General features: G+C 66.4%; 15 protein-coding genes, 1 other RNA gene and 1 pseudogene. 8 read left to right on the top strand and 9 right to left on the bottom strand.

Annotated elements, in window-relative coordinates:
• Window positions 1-132: 132 nt before the first annotated feature.
• Complete coding sequence (fnrL, locus tag ABWV23_RS16160) at window positions 133-876, bottom strand: transcriptional regulator FnrL (protein ID WP_353349604.1); 744 nt, start codon at window positions 874-876, stop codon at window positions 133-135.
• Window positions 877-939: 63 nt separating this feature from the next.
• Here fnrL and hemN point away from each other — a divergent pair, with 63 nt between their 5' ends.
• Entirely contained in the window at window positions 940-2295 is a 1356-nt protein-coding gene (hemN, locus tag ABWV23_RS16155) for an oxygen-independent coproporphyrinogen III oxidase (RefSeq protein WP_353349602.1), read from the top strand.
• A 17-nt stretch (window positions 2296-2312) separates the two neighbouring features.
• On the opposite strand, the gene ABWV23_RS16150 is transcribed toward hemN, so the two are convergent.
• The 5 genes from ABWV23_RS16150 to ABWV23_RS16130 all read right to left on the bottom strand — a co-directional run bounded on the left by ABWV23_RS16150 (window position 2313) and on the right by ABWV23_RS16130 (window position 8720).
• On the bottom strand, window positions 2313-3890 hold the full coding sequence (locus ABWV23_RS16150) for an ABC transporter ATP-binding protein (protein ID WP_353349600.1): 1578 nt from the start codon (window positions 3888-3890) through the stop codon (window positions 2313-2315).
• Complete coding sequence (locus tag ABWV23_RS16145) at window positions 3887-4999, bottom strand: ABC transporter permease (RefSeq protein WP_353349598.1); 1113 nt, start codon at window positions 4997-4999, stop codon at window positions 3887-3889. The genes ABWV23_RS16150 and ABWV23_RS16145 overlap by 4 nt, the downstream gene beginning before the upstream one ends.
• A 3-nt stretch (window positions 5000-5002) precedes the next feature.
• Window positions 5003-6085 carry a microcin C ABC transporter permease YejB gene (locus ABWV23_RS16140; RefSeq protein WP_353349596.1) on the bottom strand — a complete coding sequence of 361 codons (1083 nt, stop codon included), beginning with the start codon at window positions 6083-6085 and terminating at the stop codon, window positions 5003-5005.
• Between the two features lie 19 nt (window positions 6086-6104).
• On the bottom strand, window positions 6105-8042 hold the full coding sequence (locus ABWV23_RS16135; RefSeq protein WP_502901662.1) for an extracellular solute-binding protein: 1938 nt from the start codon (window positions 8040-8042) through the stop codon (window positions 6105-6107).
• A gap of 171 nt (window positions 8043-8213) precedes the next feature.
• Entirely contained in the window at window positions 8214-8720 is a 507-nt protein-coding gene (locus ABWV23_RS16130) for a c-type cytochrome (protein WP_353349594.1), read from the bottom strand.
• A 119-nt stretch (window positions 8721-8839) separates the two neighbouring features.
• Here ABWV23_RS16130 and ABWV23_RS16125 point away from each other — a divergent pair, with 119 nt between their 5' ends.
• On the top strand, window positions 8840-9673 hold the full coding sequence (locus tag ABWV23_RS16125; protein ID WP_353349592.1) for a prephenate dehydratase: 834 nt from the start codon (window positions 8840-8842) through the stop codon (window positions 9671-9673).
• 36 nt (window positions 9674-9709) lie between these two features.
• Here the strand turns inward: ABWV23_RS16125 and ABWV23_RS16120 are convergent, their stop codons facing one another.
• On the bottom strand, window positions 9710-10180 hold the full coding sequence (locus tag ABWV23_RS16120; protein WP_353349590.1) for an SRPBCC family protein: 471 nt from the start codon (window positions 10178-10180) through the stop codon (window positions 9710-9712).
• A 40-nt stretch (window positions 10181-10220) separates the two neighbouring features.
• Window positions 10221-11204, bottom strand: coding sequence for an NAD(+) diphosphatase (gene nudC, locus ABWV23_RS16115; protein WP_353349588.1), 984 nt, complete (start codon window positions 11202-11204; stop codon window positions 10221-10223).
• 190 nt (window positions 11205-11394) lie between these two features.
• On the opposite strand from nudC, the gene ABWV23_RS16110 reads away from it, so the two are divergent.
• The 4 genes and pseudogenes from ABWV23_RS16110 to ABWV23_RS16095 all read left to right on the top strand — a co-directional run.
• Entirely contained in the window at window positions 11395-13224 is a 1830-nt protein-coding gene (locus ABWV23_RS16110) for a 5'-nucleotidase C-terminal domain-containing protein (RefSeq protein ID WP_353349586.1), read from the top strand.
• Between the two features lie 59 nt (window positions 13225-13283).
• Window positions 13284-13380: signal recognition particle sRNA small type (gene ffs / locus ABWV23_RS16105), an RNA gene on the top strand.
• Between the two features lie 214 nt (window positions 13381-13594).
• On the top strand, window positions 13595-13984 hold the full coding sequence (locus tag ABWV23_RS16100) for a bacteriohemerythrin (protein ID WP_353349584.1): 390 nt from the start codon (window positions 13595-13597) through the stop codon (window positions 13982-13984).
• 87 nt (window positions 13985-14071) lie between these two features.
• Window positions 14072-15841: pseudogene (locus ABWV23_RS16095) on the top strand (DNA polymerase III subunit gamma/tau); the annotation flags it as partial.
• A 130-nt stretch (window positions 15842-15971) separates the two neighbouring features.
• Here ABWV23_RS16095 and ABWV23_RS16090 read toward each other — a convergent pair.
• Entirely contained in the window at window positions 15972-16520 is a 549-nt protein-coding gene (locus ABWV23_RS16090) for a cysteine hydrolase family protein (RefSeq protein WP_353349582.1), read from the bottom strand.
• 88 nt (window positions 16521-16608) lie between these two features.
• Between ABWV23_RS16090 and ABWV23_RS16085 the strand changes: the two genes are divergently transcribed.
• Window positions 16609-17592: a GlxA family transcriptional regulator gene (locus ABWV23_RS16085; protein ID WP_353349580.1), complete on the top strand. Its 984-nt coding sequence runs from the start codon at window positions 16609-16611 to the stop codon at window positions 17590-17592.
• Between the two features lie 34 nt (window positions 17593-17626).
• Window positions 17627-17971, top strand: a complete 345-nt coding sequence (locus tag ABWV23_RS16080; protein ID WP_353349578.1) for a YbaB/EbfC family nucleoid-associated protein — start codon at window positions 17627-17629, stop codon at window positions 17969-17971.
• Window positions 17972-17983: the final 12 nt, after the last annotated feature.

The following is a 17983-nucleotide window of genomic DNA, read 5'->3' as shown; positions in this document are numbered from 1 at the left end:
CGTCAGAAAGACCACGTCACGACGGCGGCGCCCGCCCTGCCATCGGCCGTCGCAAATCGGATGTGCGGAAAGGAGGGCGCGACCAGCCAGTAAAACGTCTGAAACCGGGCCGGGGCCGGTCCGGTCGGACCGCTAGCCCAGCATGCCGCCGTCGGCGTCGTCGCCAGCCTCTTCCATGAGGCGGCCCATGTCGGGGACGGTCACCTTGCGCTTGCCCTCGAGCTGGATCACCCCGTCCTTCTTCAGCGCCGACATCTGGCGACTGACGGTTTCCAGCGTGAGCCCGAGGTAATCCGCCATCGCCTCGCGCGTCAGCGGCAGGTCGAACATCATCGGCCCCGACGGGCCGTGCGGGGTGAGCGAGGCATCGCGCCGGGCGATGATCGACAGCAGCGAGGCGATCTTCTCGCGCGCGGTCTTGCGGCCCAGCACCAGCATCCATTCGCGCGCCGCGTCCAACTCGTCCAGCGTCATTTCCAGCAGGCGATGGGCGATATGGGGGGTCCGGATCATCATGTCTTCGAACGGCTTCTTGCGGAAACAGCACATCACCACATCGGTGGTGGCGGTGACATCATAGGGCGACCCCTCGCGTCCGGGACGTCCGACGAAATCGCTGGGCAGCAACAGCCCGACCATCTGCGTGCGCCCGTCCTCCATGGTCTGGGTCAGCGATGCGATGCCCGAGACGACCGATCCGACGAATCCCATCTTGTCGCCCGACCAGATGATGGTCTGGCCGGCCTCGAAATTCCGGTAGTACTTGATCTCTTCAAGCCGTTCGAGTTCGTCGCGCTCGCAATGCGCGCAAACCGCCCGGTGCCGGATCGGACACTCGGAACAGGCCCCTGCAGAAAATTGCGTTTGCGCCGACATCGCGTAACCCCGGTTGATCTAGGTCAAGGAAAAACCCGTTCCTGTCTTATTTAGCTTAAGCCCATGCAGGTTAATTCTCAATTGGCCAAACTGGGATTATTTGACGCGAAAGTGCCGCGTTACACAAGTTATCCCACGGCCCCGCACTTCGGCTCCGGCGTTGGACCGAAACAGTTTGCCAGCTGGATTTCGGCGATTCCGGCTGGGGCGTCAATCTCGCTCTATATTCATGTGCCGTTCTGCCGCAGGCTCTGCTGGTTCTGTGCCTGCCGCACGCAGGGCACCAAGTCGGACGACCCGGTGAACGCCTATGTCGAGATGCTCAAGTCCGAGCTTGCGCTGCTGGGCGAACACCTCCCCGAGGGGGTAACGCTGTCGCGGCTGCACTGGGGCGGCGGCACGCCGACGCTGCTGCAACCGGCACGGATGACGGAACTGGCCGAGGCGATCTTTGCCATCGCGCCGCTGGGGCCGGAGGCCGAATTCTCGGTCGAGATCGACCCGAACGAGATCGACGGCGCCCGGCTGGATGCACTGGCGGCGGCCGGGATGAACCGGGCCTCGATCGGGGTGCAGGATTTCGATGATCGGATCCAGCAGACCATCGGCCGAATCCAGAGCTACGAGCTGACCCGCGACGCGGTGGAGATGATCCGCGCCCGCGGCATCAAGAGCCTGAACGCCGACATCCTGTTCGGCCTGCCCTACCAGGACAAGGCGCGAATCACCGAAAGCGTGCAGAAGCTGCTGTCGCTGAACCCCGACCGGGTGGCGCTCTACGGCTATGCGCATGTGCCGTGGATGTCCAAGCGGCAACAGCTGATTCCCTCGGATACGCTGCCCACGCCGCAGGCGCGGCTGGCGCTGTTCGATACCGCGCGGCGATTGTTCCTGTGGGATGGCTATGCCGAGATCGGGATCGACCATTTCGCGCGCGCCGAAGACGGGCTGACCCGGGCGCTGAAGGCCGGCACGCTGCGGCGCAATTTCCAGGGCTATACCGACGATCAGGCCGAGGTGCTGATCGGCGTCGGTGCCTCGTCGATCTCGCGCTTTCCGCAAGGCTACGCGCAGAACGCCCCGGCGACCTCGGCCCATACCGGCAAGATTCGCGACGGGCAGTTCTCGACCAGCCGTGGCCATGCGTTCAGCGACGAGGACAAGATGCGCGGGCGCATGATCGAGATGCTGATGTGCGAGTTTCGCATCGACGCCGAGGAAATCCGCAGCCGGTTCGGGATTGGCGCGGACCAGCTGAACGCCATGTTCGCCGATGCCGAGCAGGCCTTTCCGGGGATGCTGACGGTCAGCAACGCCGGCCTTGCGATCAAGCCCGAGGCGCGCCCGCTGACCCGCATGGTCGCCCGCCGTTTCGACGCCTATGACCTGAGCAAGGCGGGCCACAGCTCGGCGATCTGACAGGGCGCGGCAGGTGCCTAGCCCGCCGCCGCCACCAGCGTGCGGGTATAGTCCGTCTGCGGCGTATCGAACAGGCTGTCGGCCGGTCCGGCCTCGACCACATCGCCCTGTTTCATCACCATCACCTTGTGCGACATCGCCCGCACCACCCTCAGATCGTGGCTGATGAAAAGATAGGCCAGCCCGTGCCGCCGTTGCAGGTCGCGCAGCAGGTTCACGATCTGCACCTGCACGGTCATGTCCAGCGCCGAGGTCGGCTCATCCAGCACCAGCAGCCGGGGCCGGAGCACCATGGCGCGGGCAATGGCGATGCGCTGGCGCTGGCCGCCGGAAAACTCGTGCGGGTAGCGGTCCATCGCCGCCGGGTTGAGCCCGGTTTCCTCCATCACCTCGGCCACCAGTTCGCGCGGGGCGCGATGCGGATCGACCCGGTGGATGGCCAGCCCCTCGGCGATGATCTGGGCGCAGGTCATGCGCGGGCTGAGCGATCCGAACGGGTCCTGGAACACGATCTGCATGTCCTTGCGCAGCCGCCGCAACTGGCGCGTGGACCATTGCCGGATGTCCTGCCCGTCAAAGGTGATCCCCCCGTCAGAGGCGATCAATCGCATCAAGGCCAGCGCCAGCGTCGTCTTGCCCGAGCCGCTTTCCCCGACGATGCCCAGCGTTTCGCCGGCCCGGACCGAGAGCGTCGCGTCGTTGACCGCGCGCACGTGGTCCACCGTCTTGCGCATCAGCCCACGCTGGATCGGAAACCACACCTTCAGATGGTCGGTGCGGACGATCTCTTCGGCCCCGTCGGGCACCGGATCGGGCGCGCCCTGGGGTTCGGCTGCCAGCAGCTTGCGCGTGTAAGGATGCTGCGGGTCGGCGAACACGGTTTCGGTCGGGCCGGCCTCGACGATCTCGCCGTCCTTCATCACGCAGACCTTGTCGGCGACCCGGCGCACGATCCCGAGGTCATGGGTGATGAACAGCAGGCCCATCCCCTCCTCGGCTTTCAGGTCGGCCAACAGGTCAAGGATCTGCGCCTGGATCGTCACGTCGAGCGCGGTGGTGGGTTCGTCCGCGATCAGGATGTCGGGCTTGTTGGCCAGCGCCATCGCGATCATCACCCGCTGCCTCTGCCCCCCCGACAACTGGTGCGGATAGGCACCCAGCCGGGTCTCGGGGTCGCGGATGCCGACCTTGTGCAGCAGGTCGAGGATGCGCGCCCGCGCCGCCGCCCCGGTCAGCCCCTGGTGCAGGGCAAGGCTTTCTCCCAGCTGCTTCTCGATGCTGTGCAGCGGGTTGAGCGAGGTCATCGGCTCCTGGAAGATGAAGCTGATGTCGTTGCCACGCACCTGGCGCAGCCGCGCCTCGTCGGCGCCGATCATCTGTTGCCCGTCATAGGTGACCGAGCCCTGGACCTCGGCGCTGGAGCCCAGCAGCGACACGGTGGAGAGCGCGGTGACCGATTTCCCCGAGCCGCTCTCGCCCACCAGCGCCACGGTCTCGCCGCGGTCGACGGTAAAGGACACACCATGCACCGCGCGTACGCTCTGCCCGTCCTGCCGGAAGGCGACCGTCAGGTTTTCGACCTCGAGCAGGCTCATTGAAACGTCTTTCTGGGGTCAAAGGCGTCGCGCACCCCTTCAAAAATGAAGACGAGCAGCGACAGCATGATGGCAAAGGTGAAAAAGGCCGTGAAGGCCAGCCAGGGCGCCTGCAGGTTCTGTTTCGCCTGCAGCGTCAACTCTCCCAGCGACGGCGCCGAGGACGGCAGGCCGAAGCCCAGGAAATCGAGGCTGGCCAGCGCGCCGATGGTGCCGGTGACGATGAAGGGCAGCATGGTCAGCGTCGCCACCATCGCGTTGGGCAGCATGTGGCGGAACATGATGGTCAGGTTCCCCACGCCCAGCGCCTTGGCCGCGCGCACGTATTCCAGGTTGCGCGCGCGCAGGAACTCGGCCCGCACCACCCCCACCAGCGAGGTCCAGGAAAACAGCACCATCAGCGCCACCAACAGCCAGAACCCCCGCCCCAGGATCGCGAACATGATGATGATGACGTAAAGCGAGGGCGTCGCCGACCAGATCTCGATCATCCGCTGAAAGATCAGGTCGACCCAACCGCCGAAGAACCCCTGGATCGCGCCGGCAAAGATCCCGATCAGGCTGGCCGCACCGGTGACCAGCAGGGTGAACAGGATCGACAGGCGGAACCCGTAGATCACCCGCGCCAGCACGTCGCGCTTGGTATCATCGGTGCCCAGCAGGTTCTGCCCGTTCGGCGGCAGCGGCGCCGCGCCGGGCCGGTCCACCGTGGTGTTGAAGGAATAGGGGATCGGCGGCCAGAGCGCCCAGCCGCGTTGGAAATCCTCGATACTCTCGTCGAAAGACCCCCGGTCGATCGCGACGATGATCTCCTCGGGGTCGTCGAAACAGGACTCCAACCCGCCCGAGGCAATCAGGCATTGCACCTCGGGGTCGCGATAGATCGCCTCGGTCTGGAAATCGCCACCGAACGCGGTCTCGGGATAGAATTTGAACACCGGCATGTAATAGCCGCCCCGGTACTGCACCAGGATCGGCTTGTCGTTGGCAAGGAACTCGGCGAACAGCGACAGGCCGAACAGGACCGCGAAGATCCACAGGGACCACAGCGCGCGGCGGTTGCGCTTGAAGTTGCGCCAGCGTCGCTGGTTCAGCGGGGAGAGTGCCATCCCTCAGCCCTCCCGCTTTTCGAAGTCGATGCGCGGATCGACCAGAACGTACATGAGATCGCTCAGAATCCCCACCACGAGGCTCATCAGGCCAAAGATGAACAGGGTTCCGAAGATCACCGGGTAATCGCGCGCCACCGCCGCCTCGAACCCCAGCCGGCCCAGCCCGTCGAGCGAAAAGATCGTCTCGATGATCAGGCTGCCGGAAAAGAAGATGCCGATGAACACCGCCGGGAACCCGGCGATCACGATCAGCATGGCATTGCGGAACACGTGGCCGTAAAGCACGCCGCGTTCGCTCAACCCCTTGGCACGGGCGGTCATGACATAGTGTTTCTTGATCTCGTCGAGAAAGCTGTTCTTGGTCAGCAGCGTCAGCGTCGCAAAGGCCGAGATCGTCGAGGCGATGACCGGCAGCGCGATATGCCAGAAGTAATCGGCGGCCTTGCCGATCAGGCTGAGATCCTCCCAGTTGTCCGAGGTCAGGCCGCGCAACGGGAAGATCTGCCAATAGGAGCCGCCGGCCAGCAGCACCAGCAGCAGGATCGCGAACAGGAAACCGGGGATCGCATAGGCCACGATGATCAGCCCGCTGGTCCAGGTGTCAAAGCTGGTGCCGTCCTTGACTGCCTTGCGGATGCCCAGCGGGATCGACACCAGATAGGCGATGATGGTGGACCACAGGCCAAGGCTGATCGACACCGGCATCTTTTCCAGCACCAGGTCGGTCACCCCGATCGAACGGAAATAGCTCTGCCCGAAATCGAGCCGGACATAGTTCCACATCATGTTGAGAAAGCGTTCCAGCGGTGGCTTGTCGAAACCGAACTCGCGCTCCAGCTCCTCGATGAACTCGGGCGGCAATCCGCGCGCGCCGACATAGCGATCATTGGCCGCCGCCTGGGTTTCCACGTCGGCACCGCCGCCGGCGAATCCCTCGAACACGTCGCCGCCGCCCTCCATCTGGGCGATGATCTGTTCCACCGGGCCACCGGGCACGAATTGGACCAGCACGAAGTTGATGATCATGATGCCCAAAAGCGTCGGGATCACCAGCAGCAGGCGGCGAAGGATATAGGCTCCCATCGGGGCGGCGGACCTTTCGTTACTGTCTCAGCGCGCCGGACGAGACCAGCGCGGCGGCCTTGTCGGCATCGGCCCACCACAGATCCTCGATCCCCAGCGCATAGGGCGGCAGGGTCTCGGGATAGGCGTACTTGTCCCAATAGGCCACCCAGTATTTGCCAAGGTACCAGGTCGGCACCATGAATCGCTTGGCCCGCAGCACCCGGTCAAGCGCACGGGTATTGGCGCTGAGCTCCTCCCATTCGCGGGCGGCGACGATATTGTCGATCAGGGCCTCGATATCCGGGCCGTGGATGCCTGCGGGGTTGAACACGCTGTAGGCGGCGGCCTCGGTGCCGTATTGCTGATAGAGCCCGGTCGAAGGCTGCAGCGAGGTGCGATAGCCCGAGGAGATCATGTCGAAATCCCGGTCGCGCCGGCGCAGGGTGAACTGCGCGTTGTCGATCCGGTTGTAACTGGCGTCGATGCCCATGACCTGCAGGTTGTCGACGAAGGGCATGACGATGCGGTCCATCACCGGGTCGTCCGACAGAAACTCGATCTTCAGGGTGTCGCCCTGCGCATTGCGGCGCACGCCGTCATCGCCCACCGCCCAGCCGGCGGCGTCCAGCAGTTTCATCGCGCGGCGCAGGTTGCGCCGGTCGGTCTGGCGGTCGGCGCGGCTGGTATGGGCCATCACCGGTTCGGCCTCCAGCAGACCGGGGTCAAGGTCATCGCCCAGCGCCGCCAGCACCTCGCGCTCGCGGCCCTCGGGCACGCCCTCGGCCTCCAGCGGGCTGTTCTGCCAGAACGAATTCCTTTGCCGGAACAGCCCGTATTGCAGGCTCTCATTGGTCCATTCGAAGTTATAGGCCAGTTGCACCGCCTCGCGCACGCGGATGTCCTGGAACTGCGGCCGATCCATGTTCATCACGAAGCCGGTCGCGCTTGGCACGTTGCCGTCCTCCAATTCCTCGCGCCGCACCCATCCTTTCTCGATGGCCGGGAAATCATAGGCGCTGGCCCAGCTTTTCGAGTTGTTCTCCTGCCGGAAGGTGAACTCCCCTGCCTTGAACGCCTCCAGCGCGGCGATGGAATCCGAGAAATACTCGATCCGGATGGTGTCGAAATTGTTGCGCCCGACGTTCACGTTCACATGGTCACCCCAGTAATCGGGGTTACGCTTGTAGACCACCCGCCGGTTGATGTCGTAGCTGTCCAGCACATAGGGGCCGCTGCCGATGCCCGGCTCCATCCGCGGCTTGTCGAGGCGGCGGTTCTCGGGATCGGCCTCGAACCATTTTTTCGAGAACACCGGCGTGCCGCCGACCTGGGTGATCAGTGCGCGGCGCGGGATGTCGGGGGCGAAATAGAACTTCACCCGGTGCGGGCCCAGCGCCTCGGCCTTGGGAATACGCTTGCGCACCGCCTCGGCATAGGATTGCAGCCCCTGGTCCAGCAGGATGTTGTGGGAGAACACCACGTCCTCGGCGGTGACCGGGGTGCCGTCCGAGAACCGGGCCTCGGGCCGCAGGTTGAAGATCACCCAATCCTGGCTCTCGGGATACTCCAGGCTTTCGGCGAGCAACCCGTAATAGGCCGCCGGCTCGTCGTAGGAGGGGTAGAGCAGCGATTCATACTGATCCGCCGCGCGCGCCGCAGCGCGCCCCTGACGGGTAAAGGGATTGAAGCTGTCAAAGGTGCCCTGCGCGGCATAGGACAGCTCGCCGCCCTTCGGCGCGTCCGGATTGACATAGTCGAAATGGGCGAACCCCTCGGGGTACTTCAGCGTGCCGAACTCCGAGAACCCGTGGCTCTTGATGATCTTTTCCTGCGCCGCCAGCAGCGAGGCAAAGCAGAACAGGAACACCGCCGCCAACATAATCTGCGCCAACGGGCGCATCCGGGACAGGGCAAGCGCGCGGGATTGCTGACGGGCGCGCGCCGGGGCGCGCTGGGGGCCGCGTGGTGGGATCATCTGGCGCATCCTCATCTGGAACGGGCAGCTCTGCCTCATGTCGTTGCGACCTAAGCTAATGGTCCGCCACGGCAATGTTCAAGTTGCGATTGCGTGAAGAAAAGCCGCGAGAAACAAGAAAGCCGCTGCGCGAGGGCAGCGGCTTTCGAAATACACGCGATATTGAACGGCTCAGTCGTCCAGGCTGTCGAGGTAGGCGATGACGTTGACCCGGTCCTTCTGCTTCTTCAGGCCGGCAAAGCTCATCGCGGTCCCCGGAACGGCGGCGGACGGCTTGGTCAGGAATTCGTCCAGCGCCTCGGGCGTCCATGCGCCGCCATGATCGGTCATCGGGGCGGAATAGCCGAACCCGTCAACCGCGGCGACGGTACGGCCAACGACGCCGTACAGATACGGACCGGTCGAGTTGGCCCCTTCCTCGAGCTTGTGGCAGGCTTGGCATTTCTTGAACACCTTGGCGCCCTTGCCGATATCGGCCGAGGCCAGCATCTCTTCGAAGCTGACTTCGACGACGTCCTCGGCGGCGCCCTCGTCCTCGGTTTCGATCACGTAGGACGCAACTTCGCCGTGGCCTCCCGTGTGATAGATCCCCTCAGCCGCCCATTTTGCCAGAAGGAGAACCAGGAATGCACCCAGGAACCCGGCAGCGGCTTTGGTTACTGTCATCGTGTCAAACATTGATCGCACGTCCATTCTAGCTGTTTGCGGCGTTGTCTAAGGGTTCCCCTTGCCGCTGGCAAGGTATAGACCGCGCGACCAATCGACCAATTCGTCAATGTTGCACGGAATCCGAACCCATGACCAACCGCATCGCCTTCCAGGGGGAACCCGGCGCCTACAGCCACGAGGCCTGCCGCAAGGCGCGCCCCGAGATGGAGGCGCTGCCCTGTCGCACCTTCGAAGACGCGATCGAGGCGGTCCGCTCCGGCGCCGCCGACCTGGCGATGCTGCCGGTCGAAAACTCGACCTATGGCCGGGTGGCCGACATCCACACGCTGCTGCCGCAATCCGGGCTGCACATCATCGAAGAGGCCTTCGTGCGGGTGCGTATCAGCCTTCTGGGCGTGCCGGGCGCGCAGCTGGGCGACATCACCCACGCGATGAGCCACACGGTGCTGCTGGGCCAGTGCAAGGAATTCCTGCAACAGCATGGCATCCACCGCATCACCGGCGCCGATACCGCCGGCTCGGCGCGGCAGGTGTCCGAACGCGGCGAGAAAAGCACCGCCGCGCTGGCCAGCGAACTGGCCGGCGAGATCTACGGGCTGGACATGCTGGCCCGCCATATCGAGGACAATTCCAACAACACCACCCGGTTCCTGATCATGTCGCGCGAGGCCGATACCACGCGCCGGGGCCGGCACGGGATGATCACCACCTTCGTGTTCCAGGTGCGCAACATTCCCGCCGCGCTCTACAAGGCGATGGGCGGCTTTGCCACCAACGGGGTCAACATGACCAAGCTGGAAAGCTACATGGTCGACGGCTCGTTCACCGCGACCCGGTTCTATGCCGACATCGAAGGCCATCCCGACGACGCCAACGTCAAACTGGCGCTGGACGAACTCGACTATTTCACCACCGACGTGAAGATCCTCGGGGTCTATCCGGCCGCTTCCGAGCGCGGCTAGGCCTACGTCGAAAAGGGCGCCGGCACCGCGCCGGCGTCAGGCCGTGCGGGTTGTCCGCTTGTCCTCGATCGACTTGGCAAACTCGGCCACCTTCAGCTTGAACCGCTTGGTCAGAGAGGTCTTGGCCAGCTTCAGCGACTGCAGGAACAGCCGCGCCGAAAGCGTCTTTGGCGCCAGGTTCAGGACAATGGCCATACGCGTCCGCTGGGGCGAGAGCGCCACCAGTTCGACGGTCATGACCCCGGTCAGGCCGGAGGACTCGGATTCAAACTGCATTTCCTCCGGTGCGGTCATCTTGGACAGGACCAGGTGCAGATCACGGCGCTTGCCCCGCAGTTGAAAGGCGGCGTCCCACGCCATGCCCGGCGCGACCGGGGCGGCCTCGTCCACCCGCCCGACCTCGACCCCGCGCCGGATCGCCGACCGCTCGAAAGCGTCGAAATCGCTGATCGCGGCGAACACCTCTTCGATGGGGACGTCGATATCTTCCTTGCTCGAAAACTGCATGCCTGGTTCAACCTCTCTCAACGCGCCCGCGAGTTTCCCTTCAATCCAGGGTATCCGCAAGCCAGTTTTGCAAAAGAAAATGCGCAATTGCGCCTTTTCGCGCCGGCTTCAACACCGGGTGCTCACCGGCAAAGGCGGTCATCATGTCGGCGCGCGTGACCCAGATCGCGTCCTCGATCTCGACCGGGTCGATGGTGATCTCGCGCGCCAGCGCCTCGCCCGCGCAGCCGAACATGAGCGACGCCGGAAACGGCCATGGCTGGCTGGCGAGATAGCTGACCCGCCCCACCGGCACGCCGGCCTCTTCCATCACCTCGCGGCGCACCGCGGCCTCCAGCGTCTCGCCCGGCTCGACGAAACCGGCCAACAGCGAATACATCCCCTCGGGCCAACCGGGCGAGCGCCCCATCAGCACCGACTCGCCATGGGTGATCAGCATGATCACCACCGGGTCGGTGCGCGGGAAATGATGACCGCCGCAGTCCAGGCAGATGCGCTGCCAGCCGGCCTGCTCAATGGCGCTTTCCGCGCCGCAGCGGGCACAGAACCCATGCGTTTCATGCCAGCCGATAATCGCCTTGGCGGTGGCGGCAAGCTCGGCATCGCGCGGGTCGAGGCGGGTCATCACCCGGCGCAACTCGGCAAAGGCGGTGTCCTCCGGCAGGTCCGGATGGCGCTGTTCCGAGCGGTCCACGAAACTGCCCAGCGCGCCATAGTCCAACGCCTCCGGCTCCCATCGTGACAGGTCGCGGGCGAACAGCGGTGCGCCCGCCTCGTCCAGCCCCAGCAGGATCGGATCGCGAACCGCCTTGCCCATCCCCGCCGACAGGACAGGGTGATCCATTTCGATCATCCCGAGCCTATCCAGGCCCACGCCCCGCACCAGCGGCTTGCCCCGCCACATCGGCAGGCAGCGCGCCGCCGGATCGGCCATCGCCCGCGCCAGCGCCTCGGCGTCACCGCGAATCTCAGCCGCCCGGTTCAGTCCGGATCCCCCGAAGGTCACCTGTTCCGCCGTTCTCATCGCCCGCCCCTTTTCCGGTCCATCGCGCCCGAACCTGCGGTGCCACGCGACGCGATGCAACTCAACCGCTTTCGGGCGCGACGTGGCATCATCGACACGGGCAGGTTGCAACCGAAAGCGGGTTTCACCGGCCCGGGCTTCGTGCTTGAAAGGGAGAAACCGCCCTGCCCTCACCGAACGGAGCCGCCCCATGCCCGGCGCAGACGCCCGCTTGCGCATCCTCGCAACCAGCGACCTGCACATGCATCTGACCGGCTTCGATTATGGCGCCGACCGGCCCGACCCGGCGCGGGGCCTGACCCGAATCGCCAGCCTGATCGCCACCGCGCGGGACGAGGCCGCGCGCGACAGCGCGCTGGTGCTGTTGTTCGACAACGGCGACGGCATGCAGGGCACACCGATGGACGAACCCGCCGCCGCGCCAGGGGCCGGACCACACCCGTTGATGCGGGCCTTCGACCATTTGCGCTATGACGCCATCGGGCTGGGCAACCATGATTTCGATTTCGGGTTGGAGGCGCTGGAGCGCGCCTTGGCCGCCGCCCCCTGCCCGGCGCTCTGCGCCAACCTGCGCCCCAAGGGCACCGCGCTGCCGGCCGGGCTGCGGCCCCGCGCGATCCTAGACCGCCGGACACCGGACGGTGCCCCGCTGCGCATCGGCGTCTTCTCGGTGCTGCCGCCGCAAACCGGCATCTGGAACCGCGCCCTGTTGGCGGGGCGGGTCGGGTTCGACGACATCGTGCAAAGCGCCGCACGCGAGGCCGACGCGTTGCGTCAGGCGGGCTGCGACCTGGTCATCGCGCTGGCCCACACCGGCCCCGAGCCCGACAACGCCGCCGCCAAGCCCATGGCCGAGAACGCCCTGCGCACACTCGCCGCCCTGCCCGGTGTCGACGTGGCGCTGGGTGGCCACAGCCACGAGGCGCAAACCTGGGACGACCCGGACCGGCCCGCGGTGATGCCGGGCTATGCCGGGTCGCACCTCGGGGTGATCGACCTTGCCCTCGCACGGACCGCCGGAGGCTGGACCGTGGCCCGCGCCACCGCCGCACTGCGCCCGGTGACCCGGCGCGATTCGGGCGGGCATCTCCAACCGCTTGCGGCAGAGGACCCCGCGCTGGCCCGGCTGATCGCCCCCGCCCATGAGGCCACCCGCACCGCCCTGCGCACGCCGATAGGCCAGAGCGCGCATCCCCTGCACAGCTATTTCAGCTTCTTCGCCCCCGACCGGGCGCTGGCCCTGGTCGCGGCGGCGCAGGCGGCGGCGCTGCGCCCGCATCTGGTCGGAACCGAGGCCGAGGGGCTGCCGTTGCTCTCGGCCGCCGCGCCGGGCAAGACCGGCGGGCGTGGCGGCCCGACGCATTACACCGATGTCCCCGCCGGGCCGCTGCGGTTGCGGCACCTCTGCGACCTGTCTCCGTTCCCCAACACGCTGGCCGGGGTGGTGCTGACCGGAGCGCAGATCCGCGACTGGCTCGAACAGGCCGCCGGGCAGTTCCACCAGATCGCACCGGGCAGCACGGATGCGCCGCTGACCGATCCCCTGCTGCCGGGCCACGGGTTCGACGTGCTGCATGGGCTCAGCTATGCGGTGGATGTCACCGCCGCACCGCTCTACACCCCCGATGGAACGCCCCGCCCGGATGGTGCTGGGCGCATTCGCGACCTTGCCTGGAACGGCCGGCCGCTTGCGCCCGACCAGCGCTTTGCCGTCGCGCTCAACGGCTACCGCGCGGCCGGTGGCGGCGCCTTTGCCGCGCTGCGCGGGGTCCGGCCTATTCCGCTCCCTTCGCTGCGAATCGGCGATGCCCTGCGCGACTACATCGCGGGCGAGTTGCCCCGCGACCCGCTTGAAACCGCACCGCCGCCCTGGCGCCTTGCCCCGGTGCCGAAGACCACCGCGATCCTGCAAACCGGCCTCGGCGCCCGCACCCACCTGGGCGAATTGGCCGGACGCGGCATCATCGACCTCGGGCGCGATCCCGACGGATTCCTGCGGTTGCGGCTGCCGCTCGGCTGATCCGGAAACCGCGCCTCCCTCCCTTGTCATTCGGAGGACAACTGCCTATGTTGCGCGTCGAGAGGTTGGCGCGGGCAGGCGCCTCGCCAACCCGGTCAGATCCGGAAGGAAGCAGCCGTAACGAGCCCCGCTTGGGTCGTTGTCCAGCCTCTCACCTGACGCAACCGCGTGCCCATGATTTCCGGGCCGTCGGTCTGCCCTCGGGCGATGGCAGTCGCCACATCCCGTCGGGCAAGGTGGTTCCGAGCATCCGCCCTCCCCTCACCCTGTCCAGCCCCCTGTTTCCCCCGCAACCTTGACGCGCGCATCCTTGGGCGTGTTCAATCTGACATCTGCGCCGGCAGGGCGTGAGTCGGAGTAGGTAACGATCATGAAATGGGAACCCCGGTTCGCGACCGGCGACGCAAAGATCGACGATCAGCACAGGATGCTGTTCACCGCCTCCGAACAGTTTCGCCACACGCTCGAGGCGGGCGAGGGGAAAAAGACCTACGACCTGTTCCTGGATTTCCTGACCAGCTACTGCGAAATGCACTTCGCGGTCGAGGAAAACTGCATGTTCATGCACAAATGCCCGGTTGCGACCCAGAACAAGCACGAGCATGGGCTGTTCCTGCGCCTCGTGGACAAGGAAAACGTCCGGTTCCGGGATGAGGGGTTTGACGCCGCCCTTGCGACGAAGCTGCTGGACACGCTCGACCACTGGCTGGAAAGCCACATCTGCAGGATCGACACCCGGCTGAACGAGGTTCTGGTTTGAGCGCATCCCGCCAACCCGACGCCGCGCCGCCACTGGACCTCGCGCCGCCCAGACAATAGGTTCGGCACGCAACCCCTTCATGCGCAGGTAGCCCCCTTGTCCGACAGCCCCGCCTATCAGGTTCTCGCCCGCAAGTACCGTCCCGAGACCTTTGCCGACCTGGTCGGGCAGGAGGCGATGGTGCGGACGCTGAAAAACGCCTTTGCCGCCGACCGCATCGCCCAGGCCTTCATCATGACCGGCATTCGCGGCACCGGGAAAACCACCACCGCGCGGATCATCGCCAAGGGCATGAACTGCATCGGCCCCGACGGCACCGGCGGGCCGACAACGGAACCTTGCGGCGTCTGCGAACACTGCAAGGCGATCATGGAGGGCCGCCACGTCGACGTGATGGAGATGGACGCCGCCAGCCGCACCGGCGTCGGCGACATCCGCGAGATCATCGATTCGGTGCGCTACCGGGCCGCCAGCGCCCGCTACAAGATCTACATCATCGACGAGGTGCACATGCTCTCGACCAGCGCCTTCAACGCGCTGCTCAAGACGCTCGAAGAGCCGCCCGAGCATGTGAAATTCATCTTTGCCACCACCGAGATCCGCAAGGTGCCGGTCACCGTGCTGTCGCGCTGCCAGCGATTCGACCTGCGCCGGATCGAGCCCGAGGATCAGATCGCCCTGCTGCGCCGCATCGCCGATGCCGAGGGCGCGCAGATCGCCGAGGATGCGCTGGCGCTGATCACCCGCGCGGCCGAGGGGTCGGCGCGCGATGCCACCTCGCTGCTGGACCAGGCGATTTCCCACGGCGCCGGCGAGACCACGGCAGAGCAGGTCCGCGCCATGCTCGGGCTGGCCGACCGCGGGCGGGTGCTGGACCTTCTGGACCTGATCCTGAGGGGCGACGCGGCCGGCGCGCTGGCCGAACTGTCCTCGCAATACGCCGAGGGCGCCGACCCGATGGCGGTGCTGCGCGACCTGGCCGAGATCACCCACTGGATTTCCGTGGTCAAGATCACCCCGGACGCCGCCGAGGACCCCACCGTCTCGCCCGATGAGCGGGCCCGCGGCCAATCCATGGCCGAGGCGTTGCCGATGCGGGTGCTCAGCCGGATGTGGCAGATGCTTCTCAAGGCGATGGAAGAGGTGGCCGCCGCACCCAACGCGATGATGGCGGCCGAGATGGCGGTGATCCGGCTGACCCATGTGGCCGACCTGCCCAGCCCCGAGGAACTGCTGCGCAAGCTGCACGACAGCCCGCCGCCCCCCGCCGGCGGCCCCAATGGCCCCGGCGGCGGGGGGCGCTCAGGCGGCGCACCGATGGCGCAGGCCGGCGCGGCCCCGGTTCAGGGCCGGACCATCTCCTCCGGCGCCCCGGGCGGCGCGCCGCAGGCGGCGCTGGCGCAGGAGGTGGCGCAATCTCTGGCCCGCTATCCCACCTTTCACCACGTGGTCGAACTGATCCGCGCCAACCGCGACGGCAAGCTGCTGATCGAGGTGGAAACCGGCGTCCGCCTTGTCAGCTATCAGCCCGGACGGATCGAATTCGAGCCCGCCCCCGGCGCCGCCCGCGACCTGGCCCAGCAACTGGGCCAGAGACTGCAGGCCTGGACCGGCAACCGCTGGGCGGTCACTGTCGTCAACGACGGCGGCAGCCCTACCATCGCCGAGGAGCGTGACGCCGCCGAAAACGCCCTGCGCGCCGAGGCCAGCGAGCATCCGATGGTGCAGGCGGTGCTGGCCCGGTTCCCGCAGGCCAAGATCACCGAGATCCGCACGCCGGAACAGATCGCCGCCAGCGCCGAGGCCGAGGCCCTGCCCGAGGTCGAGGACGAATGGGACCCGTTCGAGGACGGGTGATTTGCGGAGCAAATCGCCCGAACGCGACAGAGCGAAAACCCCGTTTTCGCGGAGTCGCGCCCGGCTACTCTTCCGGACGCCGGTCTCCCCCCTTCCCTGTCCTCCCGGCGATGACGGGTTGATCCGCCCCCTACCCCGCCAGAACCTCATCCGTTGTCATCACCTTGGCATAGCTCATCGCCAGTGGCGCCATGAAGGCCGCATGGACCTGTTCGGCGGTCAGCGTCACCCCGCCGAACTCGACCTCTTTCGCACCGCAGGCATCCTGGGCCACCGTCACCGCAAAGCCGTGATCCACTGCCGCCCGGGTGGTGGCGTCGATGCACATCTGGCTCATCGCGCCGCAGATCGTCACCCTCTCTATTCCCGCGTCGCGCAAACGGTCGAGCAGGTCGGTGCCCTGAAAGCTGTTGGGGCGGGCCTTGACGATCACCGCCTCGCCGTCCTGCGGCGTGACCGCCGGGTTGATCGCGGCGCCTTCGCTGCCAGGGCGAAAGAACGGGGCCTGCTCCGACGGCATCTCGTGCCGCACATGGATCACCAAGCTGCCGGCCGCCCGCGCCGCCGCCAGCAGCCGGGCAGCCTTCGCCGCGACCGCCGCCATCTTCGCCACCGGCCAAAGGCCGCCCTCGAAGTAATCGTTCTGGATGTCCACAAGGATCAGCGCGTGTTTGGTCATCTGTTCGGCCCTTTCCCATCTTGTACGAAACAGGGTTCAAACTGCCCGATCTTGACCGGGATGAGCATTGGCGCTTATGACAATTTTAATGCAGAAACCGCCAATCTCCCCGATCCGCCTCGCACTGGCCGCCTATCCCGGCGTACAGCGCTCGGCGCTGGAGGGGCTGGCCGACGTCTTTGCCCTGCTGCCCCGGCTGGCGCGCGGCGAAGACCGGCCGCCAACGGTGGAGACCGTCACTGTCTCGGAGGCCCACCTGCCGGACGGGCCATTCGATGCCGTCCTCTTCCCGCCCTCGCTGGAGCCGACCCGGGCGCACCCCGACCACCCGTTGTGCCATTGGGCCAAGGCACAGCACGATACCGGCGCGCTGGCCACCTCGGTCTGTGCCGGGGCGTTCTGGCTCGGGCATGCGGGGCTCCTGAACAATCGCCCCGCCACCACGCATTGGGCACTGGAGCCGGCGTTTCGCGCCGCCTTTCCACTGGTCGACCTGCAACCCGAACACATCCTTGTCGACGATCTGGACGTCATTACCGCCGGCGGGCTGATGGCCTGGCTCGACCTCGGCTTGCACCTGACCGGGCTGTGGTTCGGTCCCGACATGGTTTCGCGCCTCGCGCGGCATCTGCTGGTCGATCCCGCCGGGCGGGAACAGCGGCATTACTCGGGCTTTCGCCCGTCCCGCGACCACGGCGATGCCGCCGTTTTGCGGGCGCAGCGGGCAATGGACAGCGACTATGCCGAACAGCTGAGCGTTGCGACCCTTGCCTCCCATGCCGGGCTGAGCGAACGCAGCCTGTTGCGCCGGTTCCAGGCCGCGACCGGCCTGACCCCGGCGGCTTACCTGCAACGGCTACGGGTGGAAAAGGCGCGCGGCGCGCTGGAGCGGAGCGCGGACAGCACCGCCGCGGTCGGCTGGGCTGTCGGCTACCGGGATGCCTCGGCCTTTTCCCGCGCCTTCAAGGGCTGCACCGGGCTTACTCCCGGCGCCTATCGCGCCCGGTTCAGGGTCAGAGCGGAACGCCCGCAACCGGCGCCCTTGTGCGAACCCGTCGCCCCCCGTATTTAGGGTCCAACGAACGCATTCCTCACAGGAGATAACGATGCTGAAAGGTTTGGGCGGACTTGGCGACATGGCCAAGATGATGAAATCCGCACAGGAACTGCAGACCAAAATGGCCCAGATGCAGGACGATCTGGCCAACCTGAGCGTCACCGGCGAATCCGGCGCTGGCCTGGTCAAGGCCACCGCCACCGCCAAGGGCGAGCTGACCGCGCTGGACATCGACCCGTCGATCTTCAATGGCGACGACAAGGAGGTGGTCGAGGACCTGATCCTGGCCGCCATCAAGGACGCCCAGACCAAGGCGGCGGAAAAGGCACAGCAGGAAATGGCCGCCCTGACCGAAGGCATGGGCCTGCCCAAGGATATCAAGCTGCCGTTCTGAACGGTGGCTTGA

It is taken from the genome of Aquicoccus sp. SU-CL01552, from assembly GCF_040365005.1.
Classification (GTDB): domain Bacteria; phylum Pseudomonadota; class Alphaproteobacteria; order Rhodobacterales; family Rhodobacteraceae; genus Antarcticimicrobium.
Note: the sequence above shows the minus strand (reverse complement) of the source record. Positions and strands in the feature narration are given on the sequence as shown.